Consider the following 18,162-nt stretch of genomic DNA (forward strand, 5'->3'; position numbering starts at 1 on the left):
GCCGAACCGGCTCAGGGCGGCTTCTTCTCGAGGCTGTTCCAGCGATGACCACGGCTGAACGGCGCCGGGTGGTCATCGTGGGAGGCGTCGCCGGCGGGATGTCGGCCGCCGCACGTCTGCGTCGCCTCGACGAACAGGCGGAGATCACGATCTTCGAGCGAGGGCCGGAGGTCTCCTACGCGAACTGCGGCCTGCCCTACTACGTCGGAGGGGTGATCGCCGAGCGTGATTCGCTGCTCCTGCAGACGCCCACGTCGTTGCACGATCGCTTCCGGCTCGACGTGCGCGTGCGCCACGATGTGGTGCGCATCGACACCGCGCGGAAGGTGGTCGAGGTGGTCGACCTCGAGGCGGGTCGTCGTTTCACGCAGCACTACGACACTCTCATCCTCGCCACGGGGGCCCGACCGCGTCGAGCGGCCCCGACGTCGGGCATCCCGGCGCACAGCCTGCGCACCGTCGAGGATGCGGACGCCATCGATGCCGCTCTCTCGAGGGCAGGGGTCCCGGTCGTGGTCGTCGGCGGCGGATACACGGGACTCGAGGCGGTCGAGAACCTCATCGCGCGTGGCGCATCGGTCACCCTCGTGCAGCGCGGACCCCGACTGCTCGCTCCACTCGATGCGGAGATGGCCGCCCCGATCGCGGCGGAGGTCCGAGCGCACGGCGTGGACGTGCGCCTGGGCGTCGAGGTCGTCGGCTCGGCCCCGGGACTGGTCATGCTGAGCGACGGCACCTCCGTTCCCGCGGACCTCGTGATCGACGCGGCAGGCGTCGTCCCTGAGACTGCGCTGGCAGAGGGCGCCGGCATCCGGATCGGCCCGACCGGGGGCATCGAGGTCGACTCGACGTGTCGCACGAGTGCTCCCGACGTGTTCGCCGTGGGCGACGGTGTCGAGAAGCACGATCTCGTGGGAGGGGAGGCGGCACTCATCACGATGGCGGGCCTCGCGAACCGTCACGGACGCCTGGTGGCCGATCTCATCGCGGGGCGGGCGGAGACCGCGCGACCCGCTCTCGGCACGGGAATCGTCCGGGTGTTCGGCGTGACGGCGGCGAAAGCAGGGTGGAGCGAGCAGCAGCTGCGCGCGGCGGGGCGCGATTTCTACGCGGTGCATGTGCACCCGGGGTCGCACGCCGGGTACTACCCAGGCGCCGAGACGCTGTCGATGAAGATGCTCGCCGATCCGACCTCCGACGCCATCCTCGGCGTGCAGGTCGTCGGGCGGGACGGCGTGGACAAGCGGATCGACGTGGTGGCCACTGCGATGCAGGCCGGACTCCCCGCCGCCGAGCTCGCGCATCTCGAACTGGCCTATGCGCCGCAGTTCGGCTCGGCCAAGGATGCGGTGAACATCCTCGGCTATGTCGCCGAGAACACCCGCACGGGGACGACTCCTACGATCCAGTGGCATGAGCTCGAGGCCGAGCTGCGAGCGGGCGCGACGCTCATCGATGTGCGTTCGCCGGCGGAGCACAGATCCGGCGCGATCCCCGGCGCCGTCAACGTGCCGCTCGACGAGCTCAGGGACCGATCCGGTGAACTGCCGGACGGGCCGATCGTCGTGCACTGCCAGGTCGGTCTGCGCGGACACATCGCTACGCGGATCCTCCGACAGCAGGGCGTCGCGGCACGCAATCTCGACGGAGGCTATCGCACCTGGCGTGACGCCGTCCTGCTGCCCGGCTAGATCAGTCGGGCGGTCGTTCCGCGCACGTTCAGCTCGTACGGCAAGGCTGACGGGATGTGCACGGCATCGGGGGTGGCGAGCTTCGCCAGCACGGCGTCTGCGGCGCGCTCCCCCTGGCCCAGCGGGAACTGGTCGACGGTGGTGAGACGGAAGAACTCGCCGAGCTCATGGCCGTCGATGCCCACGATCGACAACTCCTCCGGCACGCTGAAGCCGAGGTCGCGGGCAGCGAGCAGTGCTCCGATGGCCATCTCATCCGACGCCGCGAAGACCGCGGTCGGGCGGGGGCCCGGCCTGCCGAGCAGCTGCTTCGCCGCCCGGTAGCCGCCCTCCACCGTGAAGTCGGCTGGTTCGAGGAAGGCGTGGTTCAGGGGGATCCCTGCCGTGGCGAGTGCCTTCTCGAAGCCCAGACGGCGGTTGGTCGGGATGTGGAAGTCGATGTCGAACTCGGGGTTGGCTCCGATGTGCGCGATGTCGGTGTGGCCGAGGCTGATCAGATGCTCGGTGGCCAACTGCGCGACGGCGACGTCATCGACGGTCATGGTGTCGAGCTTCGGGTTCGGACCGCCGATCGCGATCACGGGGAGTCCGAGGTCGAGCAGGTACTGCGTCTCGTCCTCGTCGAGCTCGATCGACACCGCGATCACGGCGTCCACGCGCTGCCGTCGCAGGAAGGTGTCGAACACGTGTCGGCGCACGTCCTTGTCGGCGGTGATGTTGTACAGCGTGATGTCGTAGCCCTCGCGCATCAGCGCGGCCGAGACGCCGGAGAGCACCGTGCTGAAGAACCACCGGTCGAGGAACGGGACGATGACCCCGACGTTGCGGGTGCGACCCGATGCCAGGCTCGACGCACGGGACGACACCACGTAGCCGAGAGTCTGCGCTGCGGCCTGCACCCTCTCCTTCGCGGATTCGGACACGTGGCCGCGACCGCTCAGTGCGCGCGAGACGGTCGCGGTGGAGACTCCGGCGAGCCGGGCGACCTCATCGATGCTGGCCATGGTTCCTCTGTCGAAAAGCTCCGGTCGCGGTGTGTGTCGCTTCACGCGGGCGTGGGCGACGACAACCGCGACCGGAGGATGTCAGGCGTGGGTCGCGGTGGTGTACCAGACGGCCGTGTCGACCGGGATCGCGGCTCCTTCGAAGGGCTGGCTCTGCAGCAACACCAAGGCGTCGGCCGGCAGCTCGACGGGGGCGGTACCGAGGTTCGCGACCACGTGCACGTCACCACGGCGGAACGCGACCGCCTCGGGACCGGCGTCCTCCCACACCAGAGAGCCGCTGCCGAAGCCGTGCTCACGCCGTCCGGCCAGCAGGCGCTTGTACAGCGCGAGCGTCGACGCCGGGTCGACCTCTTCGACGTCGCGCGCGTAGGTCGCCCAGTCGGCGGGCTGGGGAAGCCACGACAGTCCGGTGTCGTTGAAGCCGAAGGCCGGAGCCTCTGCGTTCCAGGGCAGCGGCACGCGGCATCCGTCACGTCCGTAGCGTGCGCCGTTCGTGCGGAACCACGTCGGGTCCTGACGGTACTCGTCCGGGATCTCCATCGCCTCGGGCAGCCCGAGCTCTTCGCCCTGGTAGAGGTAGGAGGAACCGGGCAGAGCCAGCATCAGGGTCGTCGCGGCGCGAGCGCGGGCCAGTCCGGTCGCGGTGTCCGGCTTGTCAGGGGTGTTCGGTCCGATGCCCTCGCCCTGGGGGTTGTCGGAGGTGAGTGCGAGGCGCGTCGCGTGGCGCACCACATCGTGGTTCGACAGCACCCACGTGCTCGGGGCGCCGACCTCACCGAACGCGTCCAGCGACTCGCGGATCACGTCGCCGAGCTTCTTCGCGTCCCACTCCGTCATCAGGTACGGGAAGTTGAAGGTCTGGTGCATCTCGTCCGGGCGCACCCAGAGCGCGGTCTGCTTGAGGGTGGGCATCCAGGCCTCGCCGCACAGGGCGCGGTCGCCGTCGTACTCGGCGAGCACCTTGTGCCAGTCGCGGTAGATCTCGTGCACGCCGTCCTGGCCCCAGTACGGCACGTTCGACTCGCCGCCGCCCATGGAGTCCGCGTCGGTCGGGGGCGTGTAGTCGGGCAGACCCTCGGTCTTGATCATGCCGTGGGCCACGTCCACCCGGAAGCCGTCGACACCGCGGTCGAGCCAGAAGCGCAGGATCGAGCGGAACTCCTCCTGCACCTCCTCGTTGTTCCAGTCGAAGTCGGGCTGCGTCGCGTCGAAGATGTGCAGGTACCACTGGCCGGGGGTTCCGTCGGCCTCGGTCACGCGCTGCCACATGCCGCCGCCGAACACCGACTCCCAGTTGTTCGGCGGGAGCTCGCCGTTCTCGCCCTTGCCGTCGCGGAAGATGTAGCGCGCACGCTCGGGGCTGCCAGGTGCGGCCTTCAGTGCCTCCTGGAACCAGGGGTGCTGGTCGGACGAATGGTTGGGGACGAGGTCGACGATCACGCGGATGCCGCGGGCGTGCGCAGCCTCGAGCATGTCGTCGAAGTCGCCCAGCGTGCCGAACAGCGGGTCGACGTCGCGGTAGTCGGCCACGTCGTAGCCGGCGTCGCGCTGCGGGCTCGTCATGAAAGGACTGAGCCAGATCGCGTCGACGCCGAGCTCCTGCAGGGCATCGAGCCGGCTCGTGATGCCCGGCAGGTCGCCGATGCCGTCGCCCGAGGCGTCCGCGAAGGAGCGGGGGTAGATCTGGTAGATGACGGCGCTGCGCCACCACTCGGAACCGGGGGCTGCGATCTGCTCAAGCTGTGCCATGGGAACAGGCTAGTGCAAACGCTTACATTCATGCCAGGGCGGGGATCGAATCGGTTCGGCGTGCCCGACTTCCCCGGATCGCCCTGGCCGTTTGCATGACCGTTCCCCGCGCGCATGAGCGTCCCGGCTGTCCGAGTCATGCATCCGTCACAGGATCATGCAGGTGCCACCCGCCCTTCCGCCCGCCCCGGGAGTATGGTGAGGCATCCGACGAGTGGAGGCTGTCATGGTTCCCGAGATCAACTACTGGGCGGTCCTGCTGGCCACCGCATCGAGCATGGTCGTCGGCTCGATCTGGTACGCGCCGAAGGTGTTCGGCACACGCTGGTCGAAGCTCGCGAACGTCGACATGGACCGGCCTGCCGCGACGGCGGTGTGGCCCATCGTCACCACCGTCATCGTGAGCTTCATCACGGCCTGGGTCCTCGCCGGTGCCTCGTCGATCGCCTGGCACTTCTACGGCGGATCCTTCTTCTGGGGAACGATCGTCACCGCGGTCACGCTGTGGGCCGGGTTCACGGCGGCACGCTTCATCACCCATGACGCTTTCGAGGGGCGATCGACCCGACTCACCACGCTCAACATCGCGCATGAGCTGGTCACGGTCGTGGTCATGGCACTGCTCATCGGCGTGTGGCCGCCGGCCCTCGCCTCCTGATCGCCCTGAGCGTCACGGGGTCGGCATGCCGCCGTTCACGTTCAAGGTCTCCCCGGCCACGTAGCTCGACTCCGCCGAGGCGAGGAACACGTATGCGGGAGCGAGCTCGGCCGGCTGTCCCATGCGCCCGAGGGGTGTGTCCTTCCCGAACTCGGGGAGCTTGTCCTGCGGCTGTCCGTCGCTGGGCTGCAGGGGCGTCCAGATCGGCCCCGGTGCCACGGTGTTCACGCGGATGCCCTTCGGCGCGAGTTGTTCCGCGAGGCCCTTGGAGAAGGCGTTGATCGTGGCCTTCGTCGAGGCGTAGTCCACCAGGATGCCGGAGGGCGAGTAGGCCTGGATCGAGGTGGTGTTGATGATCGTCGAGCCCGCGGGGAGATGGGGCAGGGCGGCCTTGGTGATCCAGAACATCGCGTAGACGTTGGTCTTGAAGGTATCGTCGAACTGCTCGTCCGTGATGTCGGTCAGCGACTCCTGATACACCTGCTTGCCGCCGTTGTTGACGACGATGTCGAGGCCGCCTAGCTTCTCGACCGCCTCGGCGACGAGGGCACGGCAGTACTCCGGGTCGCGCAGGTCGCCGGGGATGGTGGCGACCGTCGCGCCGGCCTCCCGCAGGATCTCGGCGATCCGGCTCGCGTCCTCTTCCTCCTGCGGCAGGTACGAGATCGCGACATCGGCGCCCTCACGGGCGAACGCGATCGCGGTGGCAGCGCCGATGCCGGAGTCGCCGCCCGTGATCAGGGCCTTGCGTCCAGTCAGGCGCCCGGTGCCGCGGTAGGACTCCTCGCCCAGGTCGGCGCGCGGGGTGAGATCCGCGTCGAGTCCCGGCTCCGGCATGTGCTGCTTCCGCGGTTCGATGTCGGAGTAGAGCGCGGACGGGTCGGTGAAGGTGTACTGGTCGCGGGACATGGGCGATCCTTTCGAGGCTGTTCGGGGGCGGGGTGACCATGCTGAGCGCCGGGCCTGGATCGCGCAAACGCCTTGCACGGGGATGACCCGTGCGCTACGAGAGGCGGGCATCGTCATCCCGTGGCGAAGTGTGGCCGAAAGGCACTTCACCGATCGACCGCTGTCATGACAGGCTTCGCATCGTCCCCCGTGTCACCCGTGCGTCCCGCCCGCGGGGGCTGTCGCCTTCGAGAGGTCACGATGTCCGGTTCTGCCCGCCGATCCGCCCCCTGGGTGACCGTCGCCGCGCTCGTCGTCGGCGCCGTGCTCGTGGGTGCTGCGCCTGCGGTGTCGGATGCCTTCGCGGCGCGAGCCGACACCCCGGCGGACCCGGTCGCGGACCCGGCAGCCTCGGTCGCGCTGGCGTACGAGTTCCTGGACGCGCGCACCGACGAGTTCTGCGACGGGGATGGCCGCTGTCTGCCGCGCAGCTACGAGGGTGGCTTCTTCACGACTCCGACCTGGGATTTCACGCCCTCCTTCGTCTACGACGACGCCCTCGTGATCATCGCCTACACCGCCCGCGGCCTTCCGGACGACCTCCGGCGCGCACGGGCGATCGGCGACGCCCTCCTCTTCGTGCAGGAGAACGATCCGATCGGCGACGGGCGCACCAGAGCGTCGTACGAGCCGCACGGCATCCGTCAGGGGCGGGTGGAGATCACGGGAGCCGGCGCCTTCACCGGAAACCAGGCCTGGGTCGGGCTGGCCCTCGCCCGTCTCGCACACGCGACAGGGGACTCCCGATATCTCGACGGCGCGGTTCGGATCGGTGAATGGATCCAGGACCACACGGCGGACATGACCAGGGCGCCCTACGGCTACACCGGCGGTCAGCTCGAAGACGGCACTTCGCTGACGTGGAAGTCCACCGAGCACAACAGCGACATCGCCGGCTTCTTCACCCAGCTCGGCCAGCTCACCGGCGCCCGGGTCTGGACTGATCGGGCGGCGGTCGCCGCGGACTTCGTCGCCGCCATGCAGAGCGCAGACGGCCACGTGAACACCGGCACGGGCCTGGACGGCTCGACGATCAACACCCGCCCGATCCCGCTGGACGCCCAGACCTGGAGCTCCCTCGCCACGGGCGACCCACGCTACGGTGCGGCGCTCGACTGGACGCTCGCCAACCTGCTGGCAACAGATGGTCCGTACACGGGGCCGTCGATCAGTGAGGTCGATACGTCCAAGGCGTGGTTCGAGGGCAGTGGACACCTCGCGCTCGCACTCACGCTACGTGACGGCGACGGCGACGCCGACCGTGCTGAGACGCTTCTGAGCAGTATCCGGCTTGCGCAGCGCGATGCACCGAACGGCGATGGCAAGGGGATCGTCGCCACGTCGAGCGACGGCCTCGACTCCGGTTTCGGTGACCTGTACTACGCCAGCCTGCACACCGGCGCGACCGCCTGGTACCTGCTCGCAGCGGTCGGCGACAACCCGTTCGCCCTTCCGGTCGACTGAACAGACCGACCTGAACCGGTCGGCGGCGTCGAGTCGGTCCGGTTCGCGGTACGGAGGCTAGGCGGCGACGCGGGCGACCGCGGCGATCGCGCTCGTGAAGAAGTCGACACCGTCGACTCCGCTACGCATCGCGGCCGCGGTGTCGGGACCGAAGCCGGCCTCGGTGGCGTGCTCGGGGTGCGGCATCAGGCCGACGACGTTGCCCGCTGCGTTGGTGAGGCCGGCGATGTCGCGCAGTGATCCGTTCGGGTTGACCCCGGCATAGCGGAACGCCACCAGACCATCGCCCTCGATGCGATCGAGCGTCTGCTCGTCGGCGATGTAGCCGCCGTCGGCGTTCTTCAGCGGGATCACGATCTCCTGACCGGTGCGGAACGCATTGGTCCACGCGGTGTCGGAGTTCTCGACCGTGAGCTTCTGGTCGCGCCGCACGAAGTGCTGGTGGTTGTTGCGGATCAGGCCGCCGGGCAGCAGGTGCGCCTCGACCAGCATCTGGAAGCCGTTGCAGATGCCGAGCACGGGCATGCCCTTGGCGGCAGCATCCTTGACCTCGCTCATGATCGGCGAGAGCGCGGCGATCGCGCCGGCGCGGAGGTAGTCGCCGTAGCTGAAACCACCCGGCAGGACGAGCGCGTCGACGCCTTCGAGGTCATGCGATCCGTGCCACAGGGCGACGGGCTCGGCGCCGGCGATGCGGACGGCGCGCTGTGCGTCGCGGTCGTCGAGCGAGCCGGGGAAGGTGATGACGCCGATGCGGACGGTCACTCCGCGACCTCGATGCCGACGACGTCCTCGATCACGGAGTTGGAGAGCACCTCGTCGGCGATGCGCTTGGCCTCAGCGAGAACCTCGTCGGTGACCTCGCCCTCGACGGTGAGCTCGAAACGCTTGCCGATGCGGACGTCGGTGAAGCCCTCGACGCCGAGACGGGCGAAGGCGCCGGAAACGGCTTTGCCCTGCGGGTCGAGCAGTTCGGGCTTGGGCATGACGTCGACGACGATGGTGGGCATGACGGCTCCAAGAGTCGCGGGCGGAGGGGCGCACCCAGTCTACTGCCCTCGCCGCACCCGCTCGGCGCCGTGGAGGAGTCAGGCGGAGTGGAAGACGGTGTGGAGGTCGCCGACCGTTTCGCGGCCGCCGAGGCCGTCGATCTCGAACAGCACGGAGATGCCGATCACGTGGCTGCCGAGGCGCTCGACCAGTTCGCGACCGGCGGCGAGAGTTCCTCCGGTCGCGAGCACATCGTCGATCAGCAGCACCCGCGAGCCGGCGGGCAGGTCGTCGTGCATCTCGATCGTGGCGGTGCCGTACTCGAGCGCATAGTCGACGGACGCCGCGGGCCTGGGCAGCTTGCCGGCCTTGCGGATCGGGATCAGGCCGACGCCTGCGGCGATGGCGGCGGCGCTGGCGAGGATGAAGCCGCGCGCCTCGATGCCCGCGATCACGTCGAACTGTCCGGCGAAGGGCTCGATGATCGCCTCCGTCGTCACGCGGAGGGCCTCGGCATCGGCGAGAAGAGGCGTGATGTCGCGGAAGATGATGCCCGGCTGAGGGTAGTCCGGCACGTTGCGGATCAGGGCTTCGGCACGGACGAGGGCGGGGGAGAGGGTGGCGTCGGGCACTGCCCAAGGGTACCGCCGGTGCGCGACTCCTCAGAAACACCGGCCCCGCTACCCGCGAGGGGCCCGAGGTGGTGCCAGGAGCGAATTCTTGACGAGCTGTGCACGGCCCCGGGCGCGCACCGGCGCGGCTTGACACGCGTGGGAGCGCTCCCATAGAGTGACTGCTCAACGCGTGGGAGCGCTCCCACGCGTCCCGAAGCACCACACCGCACGACCACCACAAAGGAGTGAACTGTGAACACACGTGCCCGCCACCGGATCCTCGCGATCGCCGCCGTGGCCTCCGCATCCGCCCTCGCCCTCGCCGGCTGCTCCGGCGACAACGGCGGCAGCGGTGACGCGAACGGCGACGAAGAGGTCACACTGACCGTGACCACGTTCGGAACCTTCGGCTACGAAGACCTCTACAAGGAGTACGAGAAGGCGCACCCGAATGTGAAGATCGAGGCGACGAACATCGACACCGGCGGCAACGCCCGCACCGATGCCTTCACCAAGATCGCTGCCGGCTCCGGTCTCAGCGACGTCGTCGCGATCGAAGAGGGCTGGCTCGGCGCCATCATGGACGTCTCGGACACCTTCGTCGACCTGCGTGACTACGGCATCGAAGACCGCAAGGACGATTGGGTCGACTGGAAGTACGGCCAGGCCACCGACGCCGAGGGCCGCGTGATCGGCTACGGCACCGACATCGGCCCGAGCGGCATCTGCTACAACGGCGCCGCATTCGAGGCCGCCGGCCTCCCGAGCGACCGCGAGTCGGTGGCCGAGCTGCTGAACGGCGACTGGGCGAACTACTTCAAGGTCGGAGCCGACTACACCGCGAAGACCGGCAAGGCCTGGTACGACCACTCCGGCTTCGTCTGGAACGCCATGGTGAACCAGCTCGACGAGGGCTACTACACGAGCGACGGCAAGCTGAACGTCGAGGACAACGCCGAGCTCAAAGAGCGCTTCGACCAGCTCGGGGCCGCGACCGAGGGCGGCCAGTCGGCCGCGCAGACGGCCTGGGACTGGAACGGCGGCAAGTCGTTCGTCGACGGCACCTTCGCCACCTTCGTCTGCCCGGGCTGGATGCTCGGTGTGGTGCAGGGTCAGGTCGAGGCCGGCGGCGGTGACGCATCGACCGGATGGGACTTCGCCGACGTGTTCCCCGGAGGTGCGGCCAACTGGGGCGGCGCGTTCCTGTCGATCCCGGAGTCGTCGCAGCACAAGGAGGCGGCGGCCGAGCTGGCCGACTGGCTGACCCAGCCCGAGCAGCAGGTGAAGCAGTCGGCTGCTGCGGGCAACTTCCCCTCGACGATCAAGGCGCAGGAGACTCTCGCGGCCGACGCGACGCCGAACGCGTTCTTCAACGACGCTCCCACCGGCGCGATCCTCGCCGAGCGTGCCAAGGGAGTCGTCGCGCAGTTCAAGGGCGCCGACGACTCGGTCATCCAGGAGAACGTCTTCGGGCCGGCGCTCAGCAGCCTCGACCGCGGTGACACCGACACCCAGGGCGCCTGGGACCAGGCCATCGGCCTGCTGAACGACCTCGTCGGCTGATCATCTCCGCTCCGACAGGCTCAGCGCCCCCGCAGATCGGGGGGCTGAGCCTGTCGGAGCCCCGGCAAAGGACCCTCATGACTCTCACCGCACCGCCGGCGCAGCAGCAGCGCACCGCATCCGCGACCTCGGATGCTCCGCCGAAACGCTCCTGGCGCCACCGCCTCTCCCGGTTCGACCAGAACGCCTCGCCGTACTTCTACATCTCGCCGTTCTTCCTGCTGTTCGGGCTGGTCGGCCTGTTCCCGCTGCTCTACACGGTCTGGGTGGCCGTGCACGAGTGGGACCTGCTCAAGGGCGAGGGGGAGTTCGTCGGCGTCGGCAACTTCGCCAAGATCCTCGGCGATGCCATGTTCTGGAACTCGATCGGCAACACCCTGAGCATCTTCCTGCTCTCCGCGATCCCCCAGCTCGCGATCGCGCTGGTGATCGCCTACCTCCTCGACCGCGGGCTGCGCGCCCCGACGTTCTGGCGCATGAGCGTGCTCATCCCGTTCGTGGTCACCCCTGTCGCGGTCGCCATCATCTTCTCGAGCATCTTCAACGAGGCCGACGGCCTGGCGAACAACCTGCTCAACCTCATCGGCATCGCAGACCAGGAGTGGAAGCACAACACCGCCCTGTCGCACATCGCGATCGCCGTGATGGTGAACTTCCGCTGGACGGGCTACAACGCCCTCATCCTGCTCGCCGCGATGCAGGCCGTGCCGCGCGACCTGTACGAGTCCGCCGCCCTCGACGGGGCCGGTGCCGCTCGCCGCTTCTTCTCCATCACGATTCCCACGATCCGTCCCACCCTGATATTCGTGATCATCACCGCGACGATCGGCGGCTTGCAGATCTTCGCAGAGCCGCGTCTGTTCGACGTGTCGACGGCCGGGGGCATCGGCGGCAGCGACCGCCAGTTCCAGACGACGGTGCTGTTCCTGTGGGAGCTGGCGTTCTTCCGGCGCAACCTGGGTGAAGCGTCGGCGGTCGCGATCCTGCTGTTCCTGCTGATCGTGCTCATCGGTGTGATCAACTTCCTCATCTCCCGACGCATCTCCACCGGGGATGCACCGAAGGGCCGCGCCGCCCGCCGCAGCGCGCGCACCGCCGGCGCGGCTGCGAGCGCAGCCGCAGCCTCAGCCGGCACGACGATTGCCATAACGACCGAGGAGAACGCGCGATGACCGCCACGCAGGCGCTGAGCGTCCCCGAGAAGATCCGCCGGCGCCGTGCCGCCACCGGAGGCACGGCCGGCATCGGCAGCCGCCCCGGCTTCCTCACCTATGGCCTCCTCGCTGCCTTCATCATCGGCAGCGTGTATCCGCTGTGGTGGTCGGTCGTGGTCGCGAGCGGCACCAACGCGACGCGCGGGGAGACGCTGCCCCTCATCCCCGGCGGCAACTTCTTCACCAACGCCGCCAAGGTGTTCGACGCGATCCCGTTCTGGCTGGCGCTGGGCAATTCGTTCCTCATCTCGGGCATCATCACCGTCTCGGTGGTCACGTTCTCGACGCTCGCCGGATACGCGTTCGCCAAACTGCGCTTCAAGGGGCGCGACGGACTCATGGTCTTCGTGATCGCGACGATGGCCATCCCGACGCAGCTGGGCATCATCCCGCTGTTCATGCTGATGCGCGAGCTGGGCTGGACCGGCTCGATCGGCGCCGTCATCGTGCCGACTCTCGTCACGGCATTCGGTGTCTTCTTCATGCGCCAGTACCTGGTGGACGTGATCCCCGACGAGCTGATCGAGGCTGCGCGCATGGACGGCGCGAACCAGTTCCGCACGTTCCTGACCGTCGGGCTCCCCGCGGCCCGGCCCGCCATGGCGATCCTCGGCCTCTTCACCTTCATGACGGCGTGGACCGACTACCTGTGGCCGCTGATCGTGCTCTCCCCCCAGAACCCGACCCTGCAGACGGCGCTCAGCCAGCTGCAGTCGGGGTATTACATCGACTACTCGATCGTGCTCGCCGGAGCGGTGCTCGCGACCCTTCCGCTGCTCGTGCTCTTCGTGGTCGCGGGTCGGCAGCTGGTCAGTGGCATCATGGCTGGCGCGGTGAAAGGATGACCCCTATGACCCGCTCCTTCCCCGAGAACTTCCTCTTCGGCGCAGCCACGGCCGCGTACCAGATCGAAGGGGCGGCGTTCGAGGACGGGCGCACCGCATCGATCTGGGATGCGTTCTCGCGTGAGCCGGGCGCCGTGATCGGAGCGGAGAACGGCGACGTCGCGTGCGATCACTACCATCGGTACCCGCAGGATGTCGCGCTCATGAAGCGGCTCGGCCTGCAGACCTACCGGTTCTCCACCTCGTGGTCCCGGGTGCGTCCTGACGGCGGAGCGGTGAACGCCACGGGCGTCGACTTCTACGAGCGCCTGGTCGACGAACTGCTCGCCGCCGACATCCTGCCCTGGCTGACGCTGTACCACTGGGACATGCCGCAGGCGCTGCAGGAGGTCGGGGGATGGACGAACCGCGACACCGTCGACCGCTTCCTGGAGTACGCGGGGACCATGCACGATGCGCTCGGCGACCGGGTGAACGTCTGGACCACGCTGAACGAGCCGTGGTGCTCATCGTTCCTCTCCTACACGGCGGGTGAGCACGCGCCGGGGCACACCAGCATCGCGGAGGGGCTGCTCGCCGCGCACCACCTGCTGCTCGCACACGGCAAGACGGTGCAGGAGCTGCGGGGGCGCGATGCCTCGCTCAATCTCGGCATCACGCTCAACCACACGGTCGCCGATCCTGCCGACCCGCAGAACCCGGCCGACGTCGACGCCGCCCGCCGCGTGGACGGACAGTTCAACCGCTGGTTCCTCGACCCGATCTACCGCGGCAGCTATCCGGCCGACATCGTCGAGGACATCCGTGCGGTGGACGTTGAAGCCGTCGCGACGTTCGAAGCGGCCGTGCACGACGGCGACCTCGATACGATCGCGCAGCCCATCGACACCCAGGGCGTGAACTACTACCACGGCGACTTCGTCTCGGGCACGGCACCGACCGAGGAACCCGTCTCGGCCGAGCCCGACACCGAGCGCGTGCGCCGCAGCCCGTATCCGTCGAGTGAGGGCATCCACGCGGTCGAGCGAGGTCTGCCCCGCACAGCGCAGAACTGGGAGGTGCAGCCCGAGGGGCTCACCCGTGTGCTGCAGCGGGTCTGGACGGAGTACGCCGAGCCCGCGGGAACGGTGCTCTACATGACCGAGAACGGCGCGGCCTACGACGACGTCGTGGTGGTCGAAGACGGCGAGACACGCGTGCACGATGCCGACCGGGCCGAGTTCCTCCGGCTGCACCTGGGGGCCGTGCTCGACGCGGCCGAGGCGGGTGTCGACGTGCGCGGCTACTTCTACTGGTCGCTTTTCGACAACTTCGAGTGGGCCTGGGGCTACGACAAGCGCTTCGGCATCGTGCGCGTCGACTATGACACGCAGGAGCGCACCCTCAAGGACTCCGCCCACGAGTACACCCGCATCATCGCCGCTCGCGCGCTCTGAGCACCGTTCTGGCTTTCGAATCGCGTGAATGGTTCGATCCGCGGTCGAGATGCGACCATTTGCGCGATTCGAAGCGAGATGGCCGCGTGACCGGTGAGAATAGGGCGATGGAAGAGGACGTGCGTTGATGTCGCCCCGAGCGACCATCGAAGAGGTGGCGTCGGCTGCCGGTGTCTCCCGGTCCACTGTGTCGCGGGTCGTGAACGGGTCGACGGCCGTGAGTCCCGAGGCCCTCGCCGCCGTGCGCGCAGCCATCGACGAGCTCAACTACGTGCCCAACCGTGCGGCACGCTCACTGGCGTCGCGTCAGACGCACGCCATCGCGCTGATCGTTCCGGAGGACACCACGCGGTTCTTCGGGGACCCGTTCTTCGCTGCGATCGTCGCGGGCATCACCGGGGCGCTGGGCGGCTCGGACTACCTGCTCAACCTGCTGATCGCGAGCGATGACCCCGGCGACAAGATGACCAGCTTCGTGCGCAACGGCGGAGTCGACGGCGCGCTCATCGTGTCGCACCACACGAGCGATGCGTTCGTCGATCGGATAGCGGATGCGGTGCCCGTCGTGTTCGGCGGACGCCCTGTGCGTCGAAACGAAGGCGACTACGTCGTCGACGTCGACAACGTCGCGGGGGCGAGGAATGCCACCCAGCGATTGATCGACATCGGTCGCACGCGCATCGCCACGATCTCGGGTCCGCTCACGATGGTCGCCTCCGAGGATCGCGTACAGGGCTTCCGGGCCGCTCTCACCGGTGCGGGGCTCACCCCATACGCGGAGGAAGAGGGCGACTACAGCGAGAGCAGCGGGGCAGAGGCCGCGAGGCGCTTGCTCGACGGGGGCCGACCTGATGCGATCTTCGTCGCGAGCGACCTGATGGCCCGCGGTGCGCTGACAGCCCTGCGCGCGGCCGGACTGCGGGTGCCGGAGGACATCGCGCTGGTCGGCTTCGACGACTCCTCGGTCGCCGTCACGACGGACCCGCCGCTCACCACGATGCGCCAGCCGATGTACGCGCAGGGTGAGGCCATGGCGCGGGTGCTGCTGTCACGTCTCGCGGGCGAGAATCCGCCGACCACGACGATCCTTCCGACCGAGCTGGTCGTCCGCGGCTCCGCCTGAGCGCCGCGCGGCCGTCAATGAGGGGAAGGACACGGCTGCGGCCCTGGCGCCCCCTCCGGGCCAGGCCCACAGCCGTGCGTCTGAGGGCTCAGTCGACGAGCGAACTGAGCAGATCACCGCCGAACAGGGAGAAGGCGGTGATGCCGGCCGAGAGCAGCAGCACCGCGGCGGTGCCGGCCACGGCGAAGACGGAGATCCCGCGACCTCCCAGCCGCTGACCGCGGAGGCCGATCGAGACGCCGGCCCTGGCGGCGAGGCCCCCGGCGTCGTCGTCGCGATACAGCTCGGTGCGTGCGGTGAAGCGCCGGTGGAAATCCTCGGCCAGGGTGACGGCGGCCGCCATGGTCTCGGCCCGATCGAACCGTGTGCGCGACGGCAGGTAGACGTACAGGCGATCGGAGACGAGCTCGATCTCGGCACCGGAACCGAGGTCGAGCACCCGGGCCATCAGGTCGGGGGTGAAGATGTACAGGGCGTCCTGCTGATACCCCTCGGGAACGATGAGACGGAACGTCTTCGCGAAATCCCCCTCCAACTCCATGCGGGCTGCTCCGCGTCCGAGCCCGAGCGTGGGGACGATGCTGTGCTTCCGGTTCGCCAGCACGATGTGCGGGACGGATGCGGGCAGCGGCAGCTCGATGAAGGCGAACGGGCGCTGGATCGTCGCGCGCTCCTGCCCACGCGAGACCGAATGGTGCATGCCCAGCTCGAACGGCATCCGCGCGTCATCGCAGGCGATGACCGCTCGTTCGCGACCGTGCACGACTCTGGTGAAAGCCGAGCCGGGGCGGCGGGTGCGCTCGAGCAGGTCGGCGTACGCCCAGCCGTTCTGCCACGCGAATGCGGCGATCTTCACCCGACGACTCAGGCCCACCGCCCACCAGAGGAAGCCGACGGCGGCGAGCACCGTGTACCCGATGACGAAGATCCCGAGGATCGGCGCGACCGTGAGGATGTCGCCGCGCCCGAGGAACCACAGCCCTGTCAGCATCGCGACGGCGAACAGCAGCACGGCCACCAGGATCACGAGGAATCGGCGGTGCGGCGGGATCCCGCAGATGCGCTCGTAGGTCAGGATGTCGCGGAGGCCGGCGCTTCGTCGCAGCGGTTCCAGGTCGACGGCTACAGGCTCCATGACAGCGTCGCCCACGGCCCGTTGCGCTTCTCCGTCGCAGCGGCCTTGAAGTCGGACCAGCCGTCTCCGAACTTCTCGAACGACTTCTCGTCGACGTTGCCGTCCGACCAGTGCATGACTCGACCCACGATGTAGCTCAGCCCGAAGTCGGCCCAGGACTCGAAGGCCGGGCGGCCGTCGACGTTGATGCGGTGGATGATCGCCCGCGCTTCGGCGACATCGGCGTGCCCGAGCGCGACGCCCCATGTGGCCATCGCCACGGCCTGGCCGATCCCGTAGCCGTCGAGGGTCTTCACGAACAGGTCGGGCGTGACGATGTCCTTGCCGACGCGCTTGCGCACCTGTGCCTCCGCGTACTCGATCGAGGTGACGAAGGTGCGGGCGTCGCGCTTGTCGCCGCCCTCCTGCACGATCGCGGCGAGCCATTCCTTCGCCTTCGGGGCGCGGCCCAGACGCTGAGCGAGTTCGGTGCGCACGGCGAGGTAGAGCACCCACACCTCGCGGCGTCGACGCACGGTGCTGAGGCGCTCGATGTTGGCCAGCCACTCCTCGCGCGTGTGCACACCCCACTGGTCGACGAGCACCTTCTTGTCGCGGTCGCCGAGGAGCGAGGCCGTCGGATCGTTCCAGTGCCCGGAGGGGAGGTTGACGATCTGCAGGAAGCCGAGCGCGATCTCGTCGGCCTCCGCGCCGGTGGTGGAATACTCCGGCGACGCCTTGACCTTCGCGTCGGGGAGGATCCAGGTCACGAGGAAGAACAGCACGATGACGCCGACGATCGCCCAGGCCCACCACTGACCGACGAGCCACTCGAAGATCGAGGTGATGCTGTTGAAGTCGACGCTCGCGAAAGAGTGCATTGAGGCTCCTGGGAGGGGGTGAATCCGCGCCTGCTCATAGATTGAACAAACATTCAGTGAGTAATCTATACGGCGGGGGGCGATTCGGAAAGACAGGCCGGCGGGACTCAGGAGGTGGATGCCGATGGCACGCTCCGACGAGCAGAACAGGGTGGCCAGGGAGCGCGCCAGGGAGAACATCCTGCAGGCGGCGATCGAGGCGTTCAGCGAGCGAGGCGTCGCGGGGGCGAGCATCGCCGAGATCACGAAGCGGGCCGGCGTCGCGCAGGGCCTCGTGAACTATCACTTCGGCGGCAAGGAGCAGCTCGTCGCCGCCGTGATCGACCGGTGGTTCGAGACCGTGCTCGGGTTCGCCCGTGTCGAAGGCACGCCAGATGAGATGCTCGCCGCGGTGATCGACGGCGCCCTCACCGCGACGGCGTATGCCATACCCCTGCAGCGGGCCGTGCTCGCGATGCAGCAGCAGCCGGCCACGCATCGGCTCTTCGCGGAGTCGGAGGCGCGGCACGAGGCGGGCGCCACTGCGGCGGAGGACGCGGTCCGCGACCTGTTCCGCGCGCGCGGGGCCGAGGACCCGGCACTGGAAGAGGTCATGCTGCGCAGCACCATCGAGGGCGTCTTCGTGAAGTCCGCCGTCTTCGGCGAGACCTATCCGCTCGAAGAGGCGCGACGGTGGATGTTGCGTCGATACGGACTGCCGGAGCCCACCGCTCCCATCGCGCCCCCGGCTCCGCTCCGCGACGGCGAACCGCGGCCGCGGGCGACAGCGGCTCTGCGTCCGGATGAAGCTGTGCCGAACCCGCGCCTCTGATGCCGCGGCAGCCAGCGGGGCCCGGTCGAGAACGACCGGGCCCCGCTGTCTCCG

At 68.7% G+C, this 18,162-nt stretch carries 17 protein-coding genes; 9 read left to right on the top strand and 8 right to left on the bottom strand.

Annotation, left to right across the window (positions count from 1 at the left end):
- Positions 1-44 precede the first annotated feature (44 nt).
- Positions 45-1,691 carry an FAD-dependent oxidoreductase gene (locus tag FFS56_RS06395; RefSeq protein ID WP_127011682.1) on the top strand — a complete coding sequence of 549 codons (1,647 nt, stop codon included), beginning with the start codon at positions 45-47 and terminating at the stop codon, positions 1,689-1,691.
- On the opposite strand, the gene FFS56_RS06400 is transcribed toward FFS56_RS06395, so the two are convergent.
- Both FFS56_RS06400 and FFS56_RS06405 read right to left on the bottom strand, forming a co-directional pair.
- Positions 1,688-2,695, bottom strand: a complete 1,008-nt coding sequence (locus tag FFS56_RS06400; RefSeq protein WP_046746811.1) for a LacI family DNA-binding transcriptional regulator — start codon at positions 2,693-2,695, stop codon at positions 1,688-1,690. The genes FFS56_RS06395 and FFS56_RS06400 overlap by 4 nt on opposite strands.
- An 81-nt stretch (positions 2,696-2,776) precedes the next feature.
- Complete coding sequence (locus FFS56_RS06405; RefSeq protein WP_046746812.1) at positions 2,777-4,447, bottom strand: glycoside hydrolase family 13 protein; 1,671 nt, start codon at positions 4,445-4,447, stop codon at positions 2,777-2,779.
- Between the two features lie 226 nt (positions 4,448-4,673).
- Between FFS56_RS06405 and FFS56_RS06410 the strand changes: the two genes are divergently transcribed.
- Entirely contained in the window at positions 4,674-5,105 is a 432-nt protein-coding gene (locus FFS56_RS06410; protein WP_046746813.1) for a DUF1761 domain-containing protein, read from the top strand.
- Positions 5,106-5,117: 12 nt separating this feature from the next.
- Here FFS56_RS06410 and FFS56_RS06415 read toward each other — a convergent pair whose 3' ends face one another.
- Positions 5,118-6,014, bottom strand: a complete 897-nt coding sequence (locus FFS56_RS06415; RefSeq protein WP_046746814.1) for an SDR family oxidoreductase — start codon at positions 6,012-6,014, stop codon at positions 5,118-5,120.
- 240 nt (positions 6,015-6,254) lie between these two features.
- Between FFS56_RS06415 and FFS56_RS06420 the strand changes: the two genes are divergently transcribed.
- Positions 6,255-7,517, top strand: coding sequence for a hypothetical protein (locus FFS56_RS06420; RefSeq protein ID WP_046746815.1), 1,263 nt, complete (start codon positions 6,255-6,257; stop codon positions 7,515-7,517).
- A 57-nt stretch (positions 7,518-7,574) separates the two neighbouring features.
- On the opposite strand, the gene purQ is transcribed toward FFS56_RS06420, so the two are convergent.
- The 3 genes from purQ to FFS56_RS06435 all read right to left on the bottom strand — a co-directional run bounded on the left by purQ (position 7,575) and on the right by FFS56_RS06435 (position 9,139).
- Positions 7,575-8,282, bottom strand: coding sequence for a phosphoribosylformylglycinamidine synthase subunit PurQ (purQ, locus tag FFS56_RS06425; protein ID WP_046746816.1), 708 nt, complete (start codon positions 8,280-8,282; stop codon positions 7,575-7,577).
- A complete protein-coding gene (gene purS / locus FFS56_RS06430; protein WP_017831295.1) occupies positions 8,279-8,527 on the bottom strand; it encodes a phosphoribosylformylglycinamidine synthase subunit PurS in 249 nt (82 codons plus the stop codon). The genes purQ and purS overlap by 4 nt, the downstream gene beginning before the upstream one ends.
- 78 nt (positions 8,528-8,605) lie before the next feature.
- Positions 8,606-9,139, bottom strand: coding sequence for an adenine phosphoribosyltransferase (locus FFS56_RS06435; RefSeq protein ID WP_046746817.1), 534 nt, complete (start codon positions 9,137-9,139; stop codon positions 8,606-8,608).
- A gap of 234 nt (positions 9,140-9,373) precedes the next feature.
- Between FFS56_RS06435 and FFS56_RS06440 the strand changes: the two genes are divergently transcribed.
- From FFS56_RS06440 to FFS56_RS06460, 5 genes are all read left to right on the top strand, one after another.
- Positions 9,374-10,684, top strand: coding sequence for an extracellular solute-binding protein (locus FFS56_RS06440; RefSeq protein WP_046746818.1), 1,311 nt, complete (start codon positions 9,374-9,376; stop codon positions 10,682-10,684).
- A 77-nt stretch (positions 10,685-10,761) separates the two neighbouring features.
- Positions 10,762-11,856, top strand: a complete 1,095-nt coding sequence (locus FFS56_RS06445) for a sugar ABC transporter permease (protein ID WP_127011683.1) — start codon at positions 10,762-10,764, stop codon at positions 11,854-11,856.
- Positions 11,853-12,743 (top strand): carbohydrate ABC transporter permease, encoded by an 891-nt coding sequence (locus FFS56_RS06450; RefSeq protein WP_046746820.1) that lies wholly within the window; start codon positions 11,853-11,855, stop codon positions 12,741-12,743. The genes FFS56_RS06445 and FFS56_RS06450 overlap by 4 nt, the downstream gene beginning before the upstream one ends.
- A 5-nt stretch (positions 12,744-12,748) precedes the next feature.
- Positions 12,749-14,179: a GH1 family beta-glucosidase gene (locus FFS56_RS06455; RefSeq protein ID WP_171010930.1), complete on the top strand. Its 1,431-nt coding sequence runs from the start codon at positions 12,749-12,751 to the stop codon at positions 14,177-14,179.
- Between the two features lie 127 nt (positions 14,180-14,306).
- Complete coding sequence (locus FFS56_RS06460; protein ID WP_046746822.1) at positions 14,307-15,302, top strand: LacI family DNA-binding transcriptional regulator; 996 nt, start codon at positions 14,307-14,309, stop codon at positions 15,300-15,302.
- Positions 15,303-15,390: 88 nt separating this feature from the next.
- Here the strand turns inward: FFS56_RS06460 and FFS56_RS06465 are convergent, their stop codons facing one another.
- Both FFS56_RS06465 and FFS56_RS06470 read right to left on the bottom strand, forming a co-directional pair.
- Positions 15,391-16,437, bottom strand: a complete 1,047-nt coding sequence (locus FFS56_RS06465; RefSeq protein WP_137771797.1) for a hypothetical protein — start codon at positions 16,435-16,437, stop codon at positions 15,391-15,393.
- Positions 16,425-17,297, bottom strand: a complete 873-nt coding sequence (locus tag FFS56_RS06470; RefSeq protein WP_046746824.1) for a DUF1266 domain-containing protein — start codon at positions 17,295-17,297, stop codon at positions 16,425-16,427. Before FFS56_RS06470 ends, FFS56_RS06465 begins: the two co-directional genes overlap by 13 nt.
- Before the next feature lie 124 nt (positions 17,298-17,421).
- Between FFS56_RS06470 and FFS56_RS06475 the strand changes: the two genes are divergently transcribed.
- The gene (locus FFS56_RS06475; RefSeq protein ID WP_233437372.1) at positions 17,422-18,108 is read left to right on the top strand and encodes a TetR family transcriptional regulator; all 687 of its coding nucleotides are present in this window, start codon (positions 17,422-17,424) and stop codon (positions 18,106-18,108) included.
- The last annotated feature ends 54 nt before the right edge of the window (positions 18,109-18,162 follow it).

Source organism: Microbacterium sp. Beta, assembly GCF_005502545.1.
GTDB lineage: Bacteria > Actinomycetota > Actinomycetes > Actinomycetales > Microbacteriaceae > Microbacterium > Microbacterium oxydans.

Coding starts and splice junctions, on each gene's coding strand:
- FFS56_RS06395 (WP_127011682.1), top strand. CDS start 45: ATGACCACGGCTGAACGGCGCCGGGTGGTCATCGTGGGAGGCGTCGCC.
- FFS56_RS06400 (WP_046746811.1), bottom strand. CDS start 2,695: ATGGCCAGCATCGATGAGGTCGCCCGGCTCGCCGGAGTCTCCACCGCG.
- FFS56_RS06405 (WP_046746812.1), bottom strand. CDS start 4,447: ATGGCACAGCTTGAGCAGATCGCAGCCCCCGGTTCCGAGTGGTGGCGC.
- FFS56_RS06410 (WP_046746813.1), top strand. CDS start 4,674: ATGGTTCCCGAGATCAACTACTGGGCGGTCCTGCTGGCCACCGCATCG.
- FFS56_RS06415 (WP_046746814.1), bottom strand. CDS start 6,014: ATGTCCCGCGACCAGTACACCTTCACCGACCCGTCCGCGCTCTACTCC.
- FFS56_RS06420 (WP_046746815.1), top strand. CDS start 6,255: ATGTCCGGTTCTGCCCGCCGATCCGCCCCCTGGGTGACCGTCGCCGCG.
- purS (WP_017831295.1), bottom strand. CDS start 8,527: ATGCCCACCATCGTCGTCGACGTCATGCCCAAGCCCGAACTGCTCGAC.
- FFS56_RS06445 (WP_127011683.1), top strand. CDS start 10,762: ATGACTCTCACCGCACCGCCGGCGCAGCAGCAGCGCACCGCATCCGCG.
- FFS56_RS06450 (WP_046746820.1), top strand. CDS start 11,853: ATGACCGCCACGCAGGCGCTGAGCGTCCCCGAGAAGATCCGCCGGCGC.
- FFS56_RS06455 (WP_171010930.1), top strand. CDS start 12,749: ATGACCCGCTCCTTCCCCGAGAACTTCCTCTTCGGCGCAGCCACGGCC.
- FFS56_RS06460 (WP_046746822.1), top strand. CDS start 14,307: ATGTCGCCCCGAGCGACCATCGAAGAGGTGGCGTCGGCTGCCGGTGTC.
- FFS56_RS06465 (WP_137771797.1), bottom strand. CDS start 16,437: ATGGAGCCTGTAGCCGTCGACCTGGAACCGCTGCGACGAAGCGCCGGC.
- FFS56_RS06470 (WP_046746824.1), bottom strand. CDS start 17,297: ATGCACTCTTTCGCGAGCGTCGACTTCAACAGCATCACCTCGATCTTC.
- FFS56_RS06475 (WP_233437372.1), top strand. CDS start 17,422: ATGGCACGCTCCGACGAGCAGAACAGGGTGGCCAGGGAGCGCGCCAGG.